Source organism: Labilibacter marinus (assembly GCF_001659685.2).
GTDB classification, from domain to species: Bacteria; Bacteroidota; Bacteroidia; order Bacteroidales; family Marinilabiliaceae; genus Saccharicrinis; species Saccharicrinis marinus.
Map to the genome: position 1 here is coordinate 36510 of NZ_LXYE02000038.1, position 16845 is coordinate 53354.

13 protein-coding genes and 1 tRNA gene are annotated in these 16845 nt (G+C 35.1%); 9 read left to right on the forward strand and 5 right to left on the reverse strand.

Annotated features, from left to right (window positions below; translation table 11 throughout):
- The first annotated feature begins 73 nt into the window (after positions 1-73).
- Positions 74-1267 carry a glycoside hydrolase family 88 protein gene (locus tag A8L32_RS15765; protein ID WP_066631761.1) on the forward strand — a complete coding sequence of 398 codons (1194 nt, stop codon included), beginning with the start codon at positions 74-76 and terminating at the stop codon, positions 1265-1267.
- 69 nt (positions 1268-1336) lie between these two features.
- Positions 1337-2896, forward strand: coding sequence for a DUF4955 domain-containing protein (locus A8L32_RS15770; RefSeq protein WP_066631764.1), 1560 nt, complete (start codon positions 1337-1339; stop codon positions 2894-2896).
- A gap of 239 nt (positions 2897-3135) precedes the next feature.
- Here the strand turns inward: A8L32_RS15770 and A8L32_RS15775 are convergent, their stop codons facing one another.
- The 3 genes from A8L32_RS15775 to A8L32_RS15785 all read right to left on the reverse strand — a co-directional run bounded on the left by A8L32_RS15775 (position 3136) and on the right by A8L32_RS15785 (position 7841).
- Complete coding sequence (locus A8L32_RS15775; RefSeq protein ID WP_066631768.1) at positions 3136-4764, reverse strand: DUF5060 domain-containing protein; 1629 nt, start codon at positions 4762-4764, stop codon at positions 3136-3138.
- 263 nt (positions 4765-5027) lie between these two features.
- A complete protein-coding gene (locus tag A8L32_RS15780; RefSeq protein ID WP_066631770.1) occupies positions 5028-5822 on the reverse strand; it encodes a DUF1961 family protein in 795 nt (264 codons plus the stop codon).
- A 117-nt stretch (positions 5823-5939) separates the two neighbouring features.
- The gene (locus A8L32_RS15785; RefSeq protein ID WP_071797481.1) at positions 5940-7841 is read right to left on the reverse strand and encodes a RecQ family ATP-dependent DNA helicase; all 1902 of its coding nucleotides are present in this window, start codon (positions 7839-7841) and stop codon (positions 5940-5942) included.
- A 445-nt stretch (positions 7842-8286) separates the two neighbouring features.
- Between A8L32_RS15785 and A8L32_RS15790 the strand changes: the two genes are divergently transcribed.
- Together A8L32_RS15790 and A8L32_RS15795 are read left to right on the forward strand one after the other, a co-directional pair.
- Positions 8287-9510 carry an OmpP1/FadL family transporter gene (locus tag A8L32_RS15790; protein WP_066631772.1) on the forward strand — a complete coding sequence of 408 codons (1224 nt, stop codon included), beginning with the start codon at positions 8287-8289 and terminating at the stop codon, positions 9508-9510.
- A 116-nt stretch (positions 9511-9626) separates the two neighbouring features.
- Positions 9627-10835 (forward strand): SGNH/GDSL hydrolase family protein, encoded by a 1209-nt coding sequence (locus tag A8L32_RS15795; RefSeq protein WP_066631774.1) that lies wholly within the window; start codon positions 9627-9629, stop codon positions 10833-10835.
- Positions 10836-10948: 113 nt separating this feature from the next.
- Here the strand turns inward: A8L32_RS15795 and A8L32_RS15800 are convergent.
- Both A8L32_RS15800 and A8L32_RS15805 read right to left on the reverse strand, forming a co-directional pair.
- Positions 10949-11021, reverse strand: a tRNA-Lys gene (locus tag A8L32_RS15800).
- Positions 11022-11121: 100 nt separating this feature from the next.
- Complete coding sequence (locus A8L32_RS15805) at positions 11122-12276, reverse strand: hypothetical protein (RefSeq protein WP_066631776.1); 1155 nt, start codon at positions 12274-12276, stop codon at positions 11122-11124.
- 200 nt (positions 12277-12476) lie between these two features.
- Between A8L32_RS15805 and A8L32_RS15810 the strand changes: the two genes are divergently transcribed.
- The 5 genes from A8L32_RS15810 (at position 12477) to A8L32_RS15830 (ending at position 16807) form a co-directional block, all read left to right on the forward strand.
- Complete coding sequence (locus tag A8L32_RS15810; RefSeq protein WP_066631778.1) at positions 12477-12875, forward strand: hypothetical protein; 399 nt, start codon at positions 12477-12479, stop codon at positions 12873-12875.
- Positions 12856-14025, forward strand: coding sequence for an Lnb N-terminal periplasmic domain-containing protein (locus A8L32_RS15815; RefSeq protein ID WP_066631780.1), 1170 nt, complete (start codon positions 12856-12858; stop codon positions 14023-14025). Before A8L32_RS15810 ends, A8L32_RS15815 begins: the two co-directional genes overlap by 20 nt.
- A 161-nt stretch (positions 14026-14186) precedes the next feature.
- Positions 14187-15509, forward strand: coding sequence for a serine hydrolase domain-containing protein (locus tag A8L32_RS15820; RefSeq protein WP_066631782.1), 1323 nt, complete (start codon positions 14187-14189; stop codon positions 15507-15509).
- A 77-nt stretch (positions 15510-15586) separates the two neighbouring features.
- The gene (locus tag A8L32_RS15825) at positions 15587-16063 is read left to right on the forward strand and encodes a globin domain-containing protein (RefSeq protein WP_066631784.1); all 477 of its coding nucleotides are present in this window, start codon (positions 15587-15589) and stop codon (positions 16061-16063) included.
- A 165-nt stretch (positions 16064-16228) separates the two neighbouring features.
- Entirely contained in the window at positions 16229-16807 is a 579-nt protein-coding gene (locus A8L32_RS15830) for a hypothetical protein (protein WP_143525133.1), read from the forward strand.
- Positions 16808-16845 lie beyond the last annotated feature (38 nt).

A 16845-nucleotide genomic window follows, 5' to 3' on the forward strand; every position in this document is an offset into this window, starting at 1 on the left:
CCTATCCTGATAAAGTAAAAGTATAAGTTTGCTGTACAAACAAAAAATGAATACCTAAAATAAAATACAAAATATGAAGTTATTGAAAGGATTTATGGTCGGCATGTTGTCTTTAAGCATGTTGGCCTGTCAAACTAAAAAAGAAGAGGAAGGCTTTTGCGATAAAAACCTCAAATCTGCAGAACAACAAACAGCCTTATTAGTTAAGGAGGCCATGATGCATAATAAACTTCCAAGAACTTTAACGGCAGAAGGTGAAATGCATTGGGCGCGTTCTAATTTTGATTGGACGGAAGGTTTTTTTCCGGGTGTTTGTTGGTATTTATATGAGTATTCTGGAAATGAAGCCTGGAAAAACCAAGCCAGTGAACTTCAAAGCATGTTCGAAAGTCACAAAACTTTAACTACTAACCATGATTTGGGTTTTGTATTTAATTGCTCCTATGGGAATGCGTATCGTTTAACGCAAAATGAGGCATATAAGCAAGTGATGATTGAAGCAGGAAACGCTCTTATTACTCGTTTTAAACCAGAAGTAGGCTGTATAAAGTCGTGGGATGTTGATGGAGGTTGGCAAGCTAAAAGAGGTTGGCAATATCCTGTTATCATTGATAATATGATGAATTTGGAGTTGTTGTTTGAGCTTAGCGAACTAACCAAGGATGACAAATATAAAGAAGTAGCTATTGCCCATGCCAATACCACTTTGAAAAACCATTTTAGAACGGATAATAGTAGTTATCACGTAATAGATTACGATTCGATTAATGGGGAGCTTAGAAATAAACATACTGCTCAAGGTTTTGCACACGAAAGTGCCTGGGCACGAGGGCAGGCATGGGGGCTGTATGGTTATACGGTGTGCTACAGATATACAAAGAATCCTGCGTATTTACAGCAAGCGCAAAAAATTGCCGAGTTTATTAATAATTATGAAGGCATGCCGTCTGACCATGTTCCGTATTGGGATTATAACGCACCTAAAATTCCTAACGAACCTAGAGATGCTTCGGCAGCAGCCGTCACAGCATCGGCACTTATTGAGTTAAGTACTTATACTGACACAACTTATTTGGAGGAAGCGAAATATATACTAGAAAGTCTGGCATCTGACAGTTATCAAGCTAAATTAGGCGAAAATGGTAAGTTTGTTTTAAAACATAGTGTTGGAAGTATTCCCCACAACAACGAAATTGACGTGCCTTTGGTTTATGCCGATTATTATTACATAGAGGCATTAATGAGATTAAAAAAGCTAGAAAAATAATAGATATATGGGTTCGTAATTTTAGGCCTATTCATTATCCGATTAACGAACCAATTTAAAAAATCATCGATGAGAATAATTATTTTCCTTGTAGTTTCGCTTTTAAGCGTAAGTACCTATGGTCAAGCAAAAGATGTTTGTCAGATATGGAACGATTACGTATCCAGTAAAAAGAATAATACCTTGCCTCCTTTGCCTGATTTTTCCTATGCTGGATATAAATTTAGTGAAGAAGCTTTACCAATACACGATTATCCAATTTTTGATGTTACCAAGTATGGAGCAATAGCTAATGATACTTTATCGGATAAAGAAGCGATAAAAAAAGCAATTGCTGCGGCAGAAATGAATGGTAAAGGCATCGTGTTTTTTCCTTCTGGAAAGTATTATATCAATACGCATAGCGACGATAACAGCATTATTTATATTCAGCAATCGAATATAGTTTTAAGAGGAGAGGAGGCTACTTTGTTTTTTCAGCGTGATTTACCGCCTGCCGATCCAAAAAAAATGTGGACTTGTCCTTATGTTATAGCTACCTCCATAAAAAAGGATAATAGTGAAATTACAGTGGTGACAGGTGCAGCTTCTAGGGAAAGTTTTGAAGTTAACGTAGCTGATGCGAGTCAAATTAAGGCAGGTGACTGGGTGATGCTAAGCATGGAAAATAATAGTCCTGAAGTATTGGAATACGAATTACAGCCCCGAGAAACTTCTGAGAAATGGAAAAGCATTTTAACAAAAGGAGTGATTGTAAAAGAAATCCATTTAGTGGATAAAGTAGAAGGTAACACCATTACCTTTTACGACCCTATTCATTATGATATTAACCCGCAGCATGGCTGGACCATTAACAAATATGCTCATTTGGAGAACATTGGTTTTGAACACTTAAACTTTGAAGGTAACTGGTTAATTCCTTTTAAACATCATGGTAATGCCCAGCATGATGGAGGTTGGAGCATCCTTAAAATGGAAAGAGTCGTGAATTCGTGGGTACGTGATTGCAAGTTTATCAACGTAAGTAGAGCAGTATCCATTGCTAATTCGGCGGCTAGCACTGCATTAAATAATACCATAGAAGGAAATTTAGGACATAATGCTATTTCAATAACTTCGGCTTCTACGGGTATTTTAAATGCAAGAACCAACGACAAGGCAGGGCAATGGCACGCTTGTGGTGTTGGCAACGGCAGTATTACACGTAATGTAATTTGGAGGTGTAAACATACACCTTCTACATCCTTTGAGTCACATGCTTCGCAACCTCGATGTACCTTATTGGATAAGATGGAAGGTGGATTCTTTTTAGGTAGAGGAGGCGGTGCATTGACTAACCTGCCGAACCATGGACGTTATTTGGTATTATGGAACTATAAAGAAACGGATGAAGGAGAAAAAGACTTTGAATTCTGGTCTACCAAGACTTGGTTTTGGAAAGTTATTCCTCCTATCATTGTTGGCTTTCATGGTGCAGGAACTACTTTTAAGCAGAGTGATTTAGGCTACGAAGAAAGTACTGGCAGAGCAGTTGAACCAGAATCATTATTTGAAGCGCAGCTTGAACTGCGTTTGGGTAAATTGCCTGCTTGGGTAGAGTTAGAGACAAGTAAGTCTACCTTAGATTAATTTTACTAAGAACTACTATAATTAAAGGAATTAGTCATTTTGATTTTACTCAAAACCTCCCAAGTTTTTAAAACTTGGGAGGTTTTTTTTGACTATACCTAAAGTTAGTGATTGCTTGAAAATGATAGTTCAGCGAATAGGTATATCAGTTCATATTTCAGAGAATAAATTAGCTTCTTTCTATTAGTAAGCTAAAGCTGATTCACATTATTACCTAGTGCCTAACAACTAAAGCCTGACTACTTATGCTGAATTAGCACTGCATCTGCCTCTCCATGCCAAGGCGATATAAAATGTTGCTTTTTGGTGATCGTTACTTCATCTGAATATTCCCCTGTATAAGTATTAAACCATTGGTAGGTCACAGGCTTCTTATCCTCAAATACATAACCTGTATGATACCAATACGTTTCCTTAGGAACATAAAAAAGATAACGCTCTTCATTTGCATGAGCCATGGCATAACCCGCTTTGTTCTCGGCCACTACAGGTTTGTACTTACTAAAATCGTGAGCCGTAAATAAGGCAGTCATGTGTTTAAAGTATTCAAATTTGGGTTTGTAAAAGCTTTCGTCTTGCTCAAAAGGATTCCAAATGAGCGCATTCCAAGAGGTTCCTTGCCAGTAATAGGTGGAATAAGCCCCAGCAAAAGCACATTGATAATTACGGCGCAAACAGGCTTCTGCACTGATGTAACTACCCGAGAAGACCACATATGGCGATTCTTCATAACCTCCATGCTCAATATTAAAAATGGGCTTATCACTGTAGGTCTTTAAATCGTTTATCATGTTGTGGTATAAGGAAAAAGTCCAATCCTGACGCGATATGTAATCCACATGTTCTGTATTGCGTTGGCAAAACTTATAATCGTGTACAGTCACCAATCGGTTAAAATAGTTGGCCTTTCGTAATCTTTGTATACGTTCCAAAATATACTCGTCATCGGCTCTGCCATAAAACAGGGCTTCCTTGGATACATCCCACATAATATTCGGGAAAGCTCCATATCGTTTGACTATATAATCGTAATACATATTGTCGGCTTCAGTATTCATATCGGGCCAGTTGACCTCCTTATTCCATACATAAATCATTAAATGCGAGATGATATCTTTCTCATTCAGCAAATCGATGGTGCGGTCTAGTTTCTTAAAAAAATCAATATTTAAGGCTGAATAATCAGGATTTTCGTTATTGCCTTTAAACGGAAAGATATCTTGAGGTGCACCAAACTCATGTTCAGGATGTTGTTTGAGCAGAGGATCTTTTCCCCATTTCCAATTTACATCGTACGAAAACACATTCATCACAACCTGATTTAAACCATTATCATTGAGTAAATTCAATAGATGATTAGTTTTAGGTAGGCCATCCTCGTTATGGTAATCAAGAGCATATAACCAATCACATTCAAAAGCCATTAAAAAATACGGTGTACCATCTTCGTAATAAAAATGCTGTGGGTCGTTTTCAGGAATTACAATTCCACCATGGCTGGCTTCTGCTGTTTCTTGGGCTATGATTAAGCTACCTTTTTTTCCATTTAAGGCTTTTAACGACGACGAAGTGGAGTAGGTCCATTTTCCTGTTTCAGCGCCTGAAAAGCGAATAAGCCATTGGTTGTTATCGTTATAAAAACCAGCGGCCTTTTGCTTTTTACCCGATGGAGAAATAAAATCGGCAATAAAATCGACCTTAAATGGCGACTTTGATTTGGCTTTAAAAGAAATATCAACCACTTCCCATTTTTTAATAGAGATGGTTTGTTTAGCGGCGTATTTACTTTGTTTTATATCTGCAAAAGCGTTGGAAGAAAAAGTAATTAGAGTAAGCAATATGCAACAGTAGAGTTTGTGTAGATTCATGTTTGTGTCTATTAAAATATACCAACAAAGCTATCACATGAAACTTAAAGCTATGGGCAAAAACATGCATTCGTCGGGTATTTTTGTTCACGAATTGTTTTTACAGTTTTATTAATATACCACAGAGAGAGGCTCATTTACTAATGTAAGAAATAAGCTCCTCCTTCAAAGTTCATGTGATTCGTGAGGCTTTGAGCCATTAATACGGAGCCACTAATCCTAATATAGGAGATAGTAAATCATCGTATTTTATATCTATTAAACTATTTAGAAGAGAGTTGGTATATTTTAAAGTTTTTGTACCGAGCACCACGCGTATACATATGGCGCAATCCAATGTAGCCTTCTTTAACAATAGGAAAATCGCTATAATTCCATCGGTATAAAGTAGCTTCTCCATCGTTAGCTTGCACTTGCATAAATAAATCAAAACCTATTTTAGCAATTGTAATTTGATAAGGAATGTTTGTTTTAAAAAGTCCAGTGTTTTCGAAGGATTGTCCGAAGTTGGTTTTGCCTAAGGTCTTTGTTAAAGGCATGTATCGGCGTGCACGCACATAATCAGAATCACTTCCTGCAACAGGATACGCAGCATAACTAATGTGTAAGGTATTCATATTATGAAAATACTTAAACATGGAAGGAACGGCTCTTTTTTTGTGCCATTGATGGATGTTTTTATCCAAAGGTTTTTCCCCTGTAGCTTGGATGTAGATAATATTTACGTTTCGGTTTTGCGTATCTAACCTGGTATATTCATATTGAAGTAATAAATCTCCTTGAAACGATTTTTTGGTCCATAGCACAGCATGGCAAGTATCATTACCTTGCTCTTTACCGGCGAAAAAATCCATTCCTTCATCTGTATTGTTAACTGTTGCCCGCTGTCCATCCAAGACCCATTGTTTTGTCCAATCTTGCGTGAAGTCATCATTAAAGACTTCTACTTTTTTAACGGACTGTAATATCTGATCTAGCTCCGTTTTAGCTGTTTTTTGGCAAGCACTTAATAACACCACCAAGACTATTAAAAATACGACATTATGCTTTGAAGACATGTTAATTGGTTTAAATACGAATGAGTTCAAATTACGTTAAAACAATGATGATTAGAGTGTATTATAGTTTATTCCTTGTATAAAATTGTACAAACTACCTATCAAGTAATAATGGAACTATTCTTTTTTGCACCATTTATCCTCCTCATTAGGGAAGATCACACCATTATCTGCCAACCAGTTAAAAACCGACAGCCATTTTTCTTCTGGCAATGCCAATAAACTTTCAATTTGATCATATTTTACTGGAGTCAATAATAATTCTAGCATTTTTTCCTCTATCGCACTAGCATCCGATTCGTTTACGCCATGCTTTTTCTTATCTAAACACACATCGCATTGACCACAATCCTTCGTATTTTTCTGACCAAAATATTGTAATAAATACCTACTTCTGCACACATGGCTAAACTCCGCATAATCAATTACAGCATGCACTCTTTCTTCGTATTGTATTTTACGGTCTTTATAAACCTCATTGGGTAATTTTAAATAACGAACTTCCTCTCTCGGCTGAATGTATTGAATTAAAGGTGTCTTTTTACGCGGTATATAATGAATGATTTTAAGATGATTTAGTTTATTTAGGTATTTATAAATTAAGTCCGCCGACACATTGGCGCGTTGAGCTAAAAGCTGCTCGTTAATCACCACATATTCAGTAAAAAATCCCGTGTAGGAGCGAAGCAATAATTTTATAAATGCATTAAACGCTTCGTTTTTTACCTGAAAGCTATATAATTCTACTTTTTGCACTAAAAAATGAACCCTCGAAGGCAGGTTAGCTTCTTCGCTATATTCCAAGTAAGTTGCTCGTTGCAATATTTTGAGACTGTTAAAAACAGTGAGCATATTAAAATGATAAGCCTTACAAAATTGAACAATATCGAAATCATAAACCATATCTTGTCCGTGACCTGTAGCCAGTTGAAAAAAGTTACCCAACGCATTATATACCCTGAATACTTCCTCCTTTTCGGGAAAGGAGATTTTAATATTTTTCTTTAATCTGGTTTTATCCGCATTTTCAAAAAGTAAGACGGCATAAGCTTTTTTGCCATCACGCCCGCCACGACCAGCCTCTTGAAAGTAGGCCTCAATGGAATCAGGTGAATCCATGTGCACCACCAAGCGAACATCAGGTTTATCGATACCCATACCAAAAGCGTTGGTACAAACCATTACTTGTACCTGATCGTTCATCCATTCGCGTTGCTTTTTATCTTTGCTATCATGGGTTAAACCAGCATGATAATTATGTGCCGAAATACCATTTTCTCGCAACCACAATGCATATTCTTTGGTCTTTTTACGATTGCGAACAAATACCACTGTACAGCCGTCAATTGATTTTACGATATTAATTAGTTGCCTCAGTTTATCATCGGTATGACGCACTATATACGCCAGATTATCGCGTTCAAAACTTTTTTTAACTACATTTTTTTTCTCAAATACTAAACGTTCCTGTATATCATCTACAATTTGCGGAGTAGCAGTTGCTGTCAATGCCAAAACAGGCACTTCGGGCAGCTCCTTACGAATATCTGCAATTTTCAGGTAAGAAGGCCTAAAATCATATCCCCATTGGCTTATACAGTGCGCTTCATCCACCACCAACATATTCACCTTAAAGTGAATTAACTTTTCTAAAAATAGGGTAGTAGTAAGGCGCTCGGGTGATAGGTATAAGAATTTATAATCTCCAAAAATACAGTTATCGTAAGCAATATTTATTTCTTGCCTAGTTAGGCCTGAATATACTGCAATAGCCTTTATATTCTTGCTTTTCAGGTTACTGACCTGATCTTTCATAAGCGCTACTAAGGGAGTAATTACAATACACAAACCATCCATGGCCATAGCAGGCACTTGAAAGGTAATGGATTTTCCACCTCCCGTGGGCATTAAACCTAAAGTATCTTTGCCTTGTCCAATAGATTCTACAATTTGGTCTTGCATGGCTCTAAAGCCATCATATCCCCAATATTTTTTTAATATCTGAAGGTACTTTTCCAATCTAAATTAACTTTATAAGCTTCGAAGATACGCTTTATTTGAAGCAATAAAAACCTATACTAGAGCGTAAGTTTATTTATAAACCTAAGGATCTAAAATTAAGATAATCACTGTTGAAAAGCATAAATAATCGAATATTAAACTATACGACCCTAATGTTTGAATATTGTATTTTTTTATGATTTAGGTAAAAACTAAGCCTTACTTGTTTTTGTACAAGATTTTGTTTGTACGTTGCGCCAAATTTGGGCAATTAATTTTGTATGAAATTTAATTATCTAGGTAAATCCCAATTAATTAAAACTTTAGTGTAGAATAACTACACTTTTTTAAAATGAATTTGGGCGAGAAATGTAGCTTCATAAAATTGTATTATGGATTCTCCCAGTTACATAATATAAAAAATAAGTTCTGCGCTCTCTCCCTAAAATTTAAAATGTAACACATGAAAAAAAGTATTTTTATGATTATTCTTTCAGTAATCAGTTTACTGACATATGCTGAAGGATATCAGGTAAATGTACAAAGCCAGAAAAACACGGCCATGGGGCATACAGGAACCGCTCTATTATTGGGTTCTTCCTCTGTTCACTTTAATCCTGGGGCACTGAGCCTTATGGATAAGGATTATGATTTCTCATTTGGAGGAACTTTGGTGTATTCCCAAGCTTCATACGCTAAATCAAATTCCGACTATCAAGCAACTACGGATAATCCAGTTGGTACTCCATTTTATCTATATGGAGCTAAAAAAATAGGAGAGAAGTCGGTCATATCAATCGGGGTAACCACACCATATGGTAACTCATTGGCATGGGATGACGATTGGTCTGGAAGATATTTAATCCAAAACATCTCCTTAAAAGCCATTGTGGTTCAGCCTACTTATTCTTATAAAATATCAGATAAACTAGGTGTGGGTTTAGGTGCCATGCTGGTATTTGGTAGTGTTAATTTAAATAAAGCATTACCCATTGAATCAGCTCAAGGCGAAGGAAGTGCAGAATTAGATGGTTCTACCACTTCATTTGGTTTTAATGCAGGTATATATTACCAGGCAAGTGAGGCTTTATCTTTTGGCTTAAACTATCGCTCTAAAGTAAAAATGGAAATGGTAAGTGGTGATGCTAGTTTTGAAACACCTAGTGCTTTAGCAGCTTATTTCCCTGCAGACAATACTTTTGATGCGGAATTGCCATTGCCTGCCAACCTTACTTTTGGCCTAGGATATCACCTTAACGAAAAGTGGACCTTAGCTGCTGACTTTCAATATGTATTCTGGTCGGCTTACGAAGAGTTAGTGTTTGATTTTGAAAAAAACACCGACCTTTTGGCAGATTCATATAACCCTAGAGGATATGAAAATACATTAATTTATAGAATTGGAGCAGAATTTAATCAAAGTGACAAACTAGCCTTACGTGCTGGCGCTTACTATGATCAAACACCTATTTCAGATAATTTATTAAACCCCGAAACACCAGGAATGAATAAAATTGGTTTGTCGTTTGGAGGGACGTATATGCTATCCGAAAAGCTGGCTTTAGATGTATCTCTATTGTATATAAAAGGCTTAGAAAGAGAAGCAAGTTATTCACCAGCTAATTTTTCTGGTACCTATAACACTACTGCCGTTCTACCTGGTTTAGGCTTATCGTACACATTTTAATACATCTATTTAAACAATAAAAAATGAAACTGGCACAGCCATAGCAAATTCATACATACACAAGAGTGTGATGGTAGTTTGTATTGGTCTTCAAGGTTTTGCTAATTATTTAGAATATGAAAACATATATATATTATTACCTTATTCTGTCACTGGTTTTACTAGCTGGTTGTGAGGTAAAAACAAGTGATTTTAAGCCAGCAAGTGGAGAAGCAGACTTTTCTACGTTTGTGGCTATTGGCGATTCGTATACAGCAGGATATACCGACGGAGCATTAGGAGCAAGAGGACAGGAGTCTAGTTTTCCGAATATCATGGCTCAACAATTTAAAGGCGTTGGTATAAATGGTTTTAAGCAACCCATGATAAGCTCTAACGGAAGTATTAGTGGAAGTGGTACTGGATATATGGATTTGAAGATAGTTAATGGTAGTTTGGCTCCGGTACCTGGAGAAGGTGATATGAGCATACTTTCAGACCGTTTATATGATTCGGAGGCACCTATTCAAAACTTAGGTGTTCCAGGTGCATTATCATTTCATTTATTAGGCGATGGTTATGCTACATTAAATCCATTTTTTGCCCGATTTGCAAGCACTACAGCTACATCTGTAATAAAAGATGCTATGATGATGGAGCCTTCCTTTATATCCTTGTGGATTGGTGGAAATGATGTATTGAGCTATGCCTTAGCTGGTGGAGAAGAGGGAGCTATTACAGACCCTACGATGTTTGCAGGTTATATGAATATGATAACGAACACATTGTTTGCAGGAGAGACAACAGGTGTTATAGCTAATGTGCCAGATATTGAAAGTTTACCATTTTTTACGCATATATTGTCAGATGGGCATTTACCATTATTGATTGAGGATGAGAATGCACCAAATGGATTTAGAATATTATTAGAAGGGGAGAAGGTTTTACTTTCAGCAAGTAGTCTTTTACAAGCTGGATACGGTCAATCAGTTGAAAAACCATTACCCTCAAACATGGTTTTGGATGCTAATGAACTAAAAGATATTAAAGATGCTATTGCTGCGTATAATACTACCATTAAAAGTCTTTGTAGCGAATATGGTTTAGCGCATGTAGATTTAAATGGTTTTATGGCTCAGTTAAGCACTAAAGGCTTGATATTAGATGGGAATGCATATTCATCGACATTTGTTTCAGGAGGTATATTCTCTTTAGATGGTGTTCATGTTACAGAACGTGGATCTGCCATTGTAGCCAATGAGTTTATCAAGTCGATTAATACAACATATAAGGCAAATATACCGCAAGTAGATATTAATCAATATCAAACAGTTATTTATCCTTAGGTAAAAAATATAAGAGCATTTAAAGGTCGTTATTTATAACGGCCTTTTTTTTGGCTGTAATAAAAAGTATATAAAAAAAGAAAGGAGAACTATAATAGTTCTCCTTTTTTCTGTGACTCAGCTGAGGTTCGAACTCAGGACCCCATCCTTAAAAGGGATGTGCTCTACCAGCTGAGCTACTGAGTCATCGTTTTTTTTTTGCGAGTGCAATAGTAGTAATTTATTATATATGCAGCAACTTTATTTTAGCTTTTTCAGCAACATTTTTTTTCGTTTTCCAGACCTATTAACTCCAATTCCTTAATGATGAATGGTTTTGAACGGAAATATTAATAATCGATTTAAAATTATTTTTTGAAAAACTCCACTTTTCAGGATATTGATCGAATAGGGTATTTATTCTTTCCCTATTCTTACTGGTATAATCAGAAATAGCAGCTGCAGAAATAGGAGTATCCATAGCACCTCCTACATTTACACCTGTAAGATTAAGTTTAGATTTGTTAACGGAAATACATGCTGCTTCTAATCTTTCCATAAAGTCGTAAACCTTTTGTAGTCTTAAGGGTAGGGCAATAGAGTCATTATTCGAACTGTAGTTTAATTCGCTATTCACATCTGTAATATACTGAATAAATTCCGCCTGAATCACTTTGGTTACATCTGTAATTATCATTTGGGCGTAATCTACAGCTTCCTCTATGGCCTGTTTAAAGTTAGAGAATGCTCCAACATAGTTTTTAATTTTTCGAACAGCCTCTTCCGAATAAACATAATTAACACCCTCAGATTCGTTTCTTTTCTGAATATACTCATTGGCGTAGGAATAGATAACTTCTTCTAATTGCTTTTTTCGAATAGTATCTTCATTATCTGTACGTTGAGCAGACAGAATGTTTTGTGTTTTTTGCACAAAGCGATTCATCTGAGCTTTCTCTTTCGCATATAAATTACAATAAGAATTAACTGAACCAGAAACAAGTTGGCCAATAATGGATTTATTATCGGTAGACAAAGAAGATTTTTGATGCTGAACACCAAAGCTATTAATGTCATCTTTAAAGTAGATCATTAAAATATCTTTGAGCATATTATCGCCGGGCAATGCAACCAGTAATACCAAATGTTCATACTCATCAAAAATATTTAATTGAACTTTGGAGTTAACTGCTGTGTTAAAAGGGATTTGGTTTTTATCTAACCATTTATAGCTACTGGTCTGTTGTCTTATATTATCAATTTTACCCTCTAGATTTGATAAATTAAGTACATGTTCCTGCAGCTTGTTGTTTCTATATTCTAATGAAATACCGCATAGCTCTTCCTTATCGGGATGTGAGTATATCCCAATAATTTTTTCCACGCCAACTACCATCTGTGTAATATGGTCGATTAGGGAAAAAAATAATTCTTCAGATAATATAGAACTATAGTTGGCCATAAATTACTAACAACAACAAATATACGTAATTAAGCAATTCAATTAAGTATAAAAGCTTAATTAATTAAGTCATTATTAAGCCATATGGTTTACTTATTTCTTACCTAACAATCGCTTAATCTATTTAATCGACTGATATAGTTTAGCATACGGTTGTAATTTTGTATTTGAATTTAATTATCATAAAATAATATTAAGCCATGGAAGTAATAAAATTAAGAGTAGATAGCTGGATCATTAAGTGGACAAACATTTGTGTTGAATGGTTTATGAACTTTTTTGCTGACCCTGAATATTACTGGGTTGAAGAAACTTACCCTAATAGCAGTAGCGTAGCTAAAAGAGAAGAAAAAGGAGAAGTTATAATCCACAGCAGTCAAAATGCAGGTTTACACTTAAATAAAATTAGATTGAGTATTGATGCTATGGAGAATATAAGCAATAAGCTAATTGCACGTGTAAGTTCTTCTGATAATCTGCAGTTGTGGGCAAGTTCCACTTTTAAATCTGTATTAATTAATGGATCAAGAGTTTTCAGGCCTTTTCAATTTGTCTATATTTGGGACAAATTAAAATATCATGTTTCGAATCCTATTTAGTGCCATTTTTATATTTCTATTTTCATCTGTTTTTGCCGCGCCAATTAAATTAAGCGACGATGCGCAAATATCTATTTTAACCTGTTCGCAGGGCGATGAGTTGTATTCGGCTTTTGGTCATAGTGCCTTGCGCGTTTCCGATACTGCCAATAATATTGATTGGGTATTTAATTATGGAACATTTGATTTTAACACGCCTAATTTTTATCTCAAATTTGCCAATGGGCAGTTGAAGTACATATTGAGCATTAGTGAGTTTAAGCATTTTTTACCTGAGTATTTTAAAAGTAACAGAAGCGTCATTGAGCAAGTTTTAAATATTAGTGCAACTGACAAACAAAAGCTTTTTGAAGCCCTAATGACTAACTACAAACCTGAAAATAGGTATTATAAGTACGACTTTTTTTACGATAATTGTGCCACCAGAATCTTTGATATTATTGATGAAAATATTGAAGGAGGAATTATACTAATAGAGGAACCGAGTGATGTTACAAGCCGTTCTTTTAGAATGTATTTACATCATTATTTAGCTCAGTTGCCCTGGGTTGAAACAGGCTTAAATACTATTTTAGGTTATCCTGCGGATAAAATAGCTACCCAGAAAGAGTCGACGTTTTTACCTGACTTTTTAATGGATGTTATCGATGTGGCTCAAGTGCAGAGTGATGATGGTAATTCAAAATCAATCGTTCTGGAAAAAAGGATTTTGCTTGAGTTTGAAGCAAACAATAGCAATACATTTAGTTTGACACCTGTATTTGTTTTTTTTCTGCTTCTAGTTGTAGTAGTAGTTTTCTCTATTATCAAGAAAAGAAACGCCCTTAGTAGCTTAGACAGAGTATTATTTTTTGTTTTAGGTTTCATTGGTGTTTTAATCTCTTATCTATGGTTTGTAGCAGATCACAGTGCTACTGGATACAATTACAATGTATTATGGAGCTTTCCTAGTTTTTTATTCCTAGCATTTGCTAATAGTAATAAGGAACTATATCAATGGGTATTAAAATTGAATTTGATTATTGTGATTGTTTTTATTGTTGGTTTTACGATAATACCTCAATCTTTTCCATTGGCTACAATACCTGTTGCTTTAATAGTGGGATATAGATTATTCTCTATAATAAGAAACAGAAGACCGATTCACTAATATATCTATACGTTTTAGAACTTGGGATAGAGAACTTATTGATAAATTCCACGTATATTACTTTTAAATGACCAAAAACACGGACAAAAAGCCTGTTAAGTCTATGCTTTTTTGCTGTTGTACAAGCTTTTCGTTATTTTTGCGGTTTAAAGTAGATATAAATGACCATTATATATAAATCAGGAATTGCCCTATTAGGTGTAATTGCTTTAAGCATTGCCAATTTAGTTCTATTCAACTCAGGAGATTCCTTTGGTGGGGACTTTGTTCCTGCAACGCCGTCTGTTGCCTCGCATAGAATCTCTAACGCTTTCTCCGATCAAGATAGATTCAAAGTAATTGACCAGAGTGTTAATCGCTTTATTCGAAGAAATCATCTTGCTGGAGCCTCTGTTTCGGTAGCCAGGGAAGGTAAGTTAGTCTTTACCAAAGGTTACGGCATGGCTGATAAAGAGAAATCGATTCAAGTACAACCTTATAATTTATTTCGTATAGCCAGTGTTTCAAAGCTTGTAACTGCTGTAGCTGTAATGAAATTAGTAGAGCAAGATAAGCTTACTTTAGATAGCCATGTTTTTGGTAGTAATGGTATTTTAAATGATTCCATCTACCTTAATTATAGAGATAAAAAGGTGGAGAGAATCACCGTTAAACAATTATTAAATCATTCTGCTGGTTTTACCAATAGGTACGGAGATCCGATGTTTATACCAACGGTAATTGCAAAAAAAATGGACTTAGAATATCCTGTAAAACAAGAAGATATTATTTCTTTTATGTTAAAAAAGAGATTGCATTTTCCTCCAGGAACCATGTCTTCGTATAGTAATTTAGGCTATGCTATACTTGAAAAGGTGATTGAAAAGTCATCTCGGATGGATTATGAGTTGTACGTAAAAACCAATGTATTGTATCCTTTAGAGATATTTGATATGCAAATTGGAGGTAGTTATACTTGGGAACGTTCAAACCTGGAAGTTAAATATTACGAGCCTGATGATGCCTTTTTAGTGGAAGATCATAATGGCGGGACTGAATTAGTACCTAGAAGTTATGGAGGTAATGATATTAAAACACTTGGAGCTGCTGGAGGTTGGATTGCTTCAACAACTGATTTACTTCGCTTAATTGTGGCTATTGATGGCTTTGATACACCTCATGATATTTTAAGTGCGAATAGTATTCAGGAAATGAGTTCAACCGAGCTTTTAGGTGGTAGCCCTTTGGGTTGGCGTGGTGTTAGGAAGAACTACTGGTATCGCACAGGAACATTAGCAGGAACATCAGCATTGGTGGTTAGACAAAATGATGGTTTATCGTATGCCATCGTATTTAATACAAACTCATGGAAAGGACCTGAATTTGCAAATGATATAAAGTACATGATGGATCGTACTTTAGCAAAAGTTGACTCTTGGCCTAACTACGACATGTTTGACTTAAAAAACAACGAATCTTCGAAACGTAAGTCCATCATTTTCTAAACCTTTTTTTTGCCCTGATGTTATTCATCTATTATTAATGCAATTTTAAATGGTTTCATTAGGTTAAATAGAATTACATGATAGATATTTCATTATTTACAATTACAGAATTACCATTTGGTGAAAGAAGGACAAACTTTAAACCAGATATAAGTATATACAACTATTTAAAGGAAGATGGAGTTCGCCAAATGGTAAACGATCATTACGAATTATTGGTAGAAAGTAATATTAAGGAAATTTTTCCTCCCAAAGGAGAATTATTAGAAGGTGCTAAAAAAAGATCAGCTGATTTCTTTGTGCAACGTTTAGGCGGTCCAGAATATTATAAAATGAGCCGAGGAAATCCGATGTTAGCTAGTAGACATTTACCATTTAAAATAACTCCAAAAACAAGATTGGTATGGTTGGATTGCTATAGACAAGTATTATCTGAAATGGATACTGTGCCAGAGGAATTAGTCTTAAATTTTTGGCGTTGGTTAGATGAGTTTTCAAACTGGATGGTGAATGATCACGATCAACCTGCATTTAAGTTAGGGTTCTCAATATAGAATTTAGGCATCATAAAATATGATGCTTTTTAATTCACCACATTTGTCTTATAGTTGATATTATGTTAGTTTTATATATTAAAATTGCAAAATGTATTAATGATGCATTGTTTTTAAGTTATGCCCTAAAAAGCAACTTAAAAGCATTTATCAAGTATGTTTTGTGTGAAGAAAATAGAACTAAAATATTATACAAAAATTGATGATTGCTATCGGGTAAAACTCGGTAATGGTTTTGAATTCTCATTCAAACAAGAAAAGCAAGCACAATCATTTCTCCGCAAAACCAATAAGTTTTTAACCGAACAATTAGCCTTTATTAATCACGTCTATTCACAAGTATTTTTAACGTATAGACAAAATTATTTACTCTTTACTCCTGATTCAGGAAAAAGACAAGGTGCTATACTTCAGGCCGAAAGGAACATTAATAAATATCTTACTGGTGTATCGGAAAGTTTAAGTAAATCTGTATGGATGAGCAATACCAAAAATGGTAATTATATCGTTTTTAGTGCTTTTTATTACTGTGTTTCAGCTCTTAGAAACATTTGCTTAGACCTGAATCAATTAGTTGAACGTCAAAAGTTAACAACCTTAAAGTATCAAGTAATAAACTTTCATAATGAGGTAAATATGATTGAACGCTCATTAAATGAGTATGAGCAATTGAAGGCATTCGCAGTGATTGAGCGTGTTAGATATCAGGATATAGAAAAAATAACAATGTCAAAGGTGGTCTAGTATAGGCTACCTTTTTTTTATTACCCTAAAATAAAGAA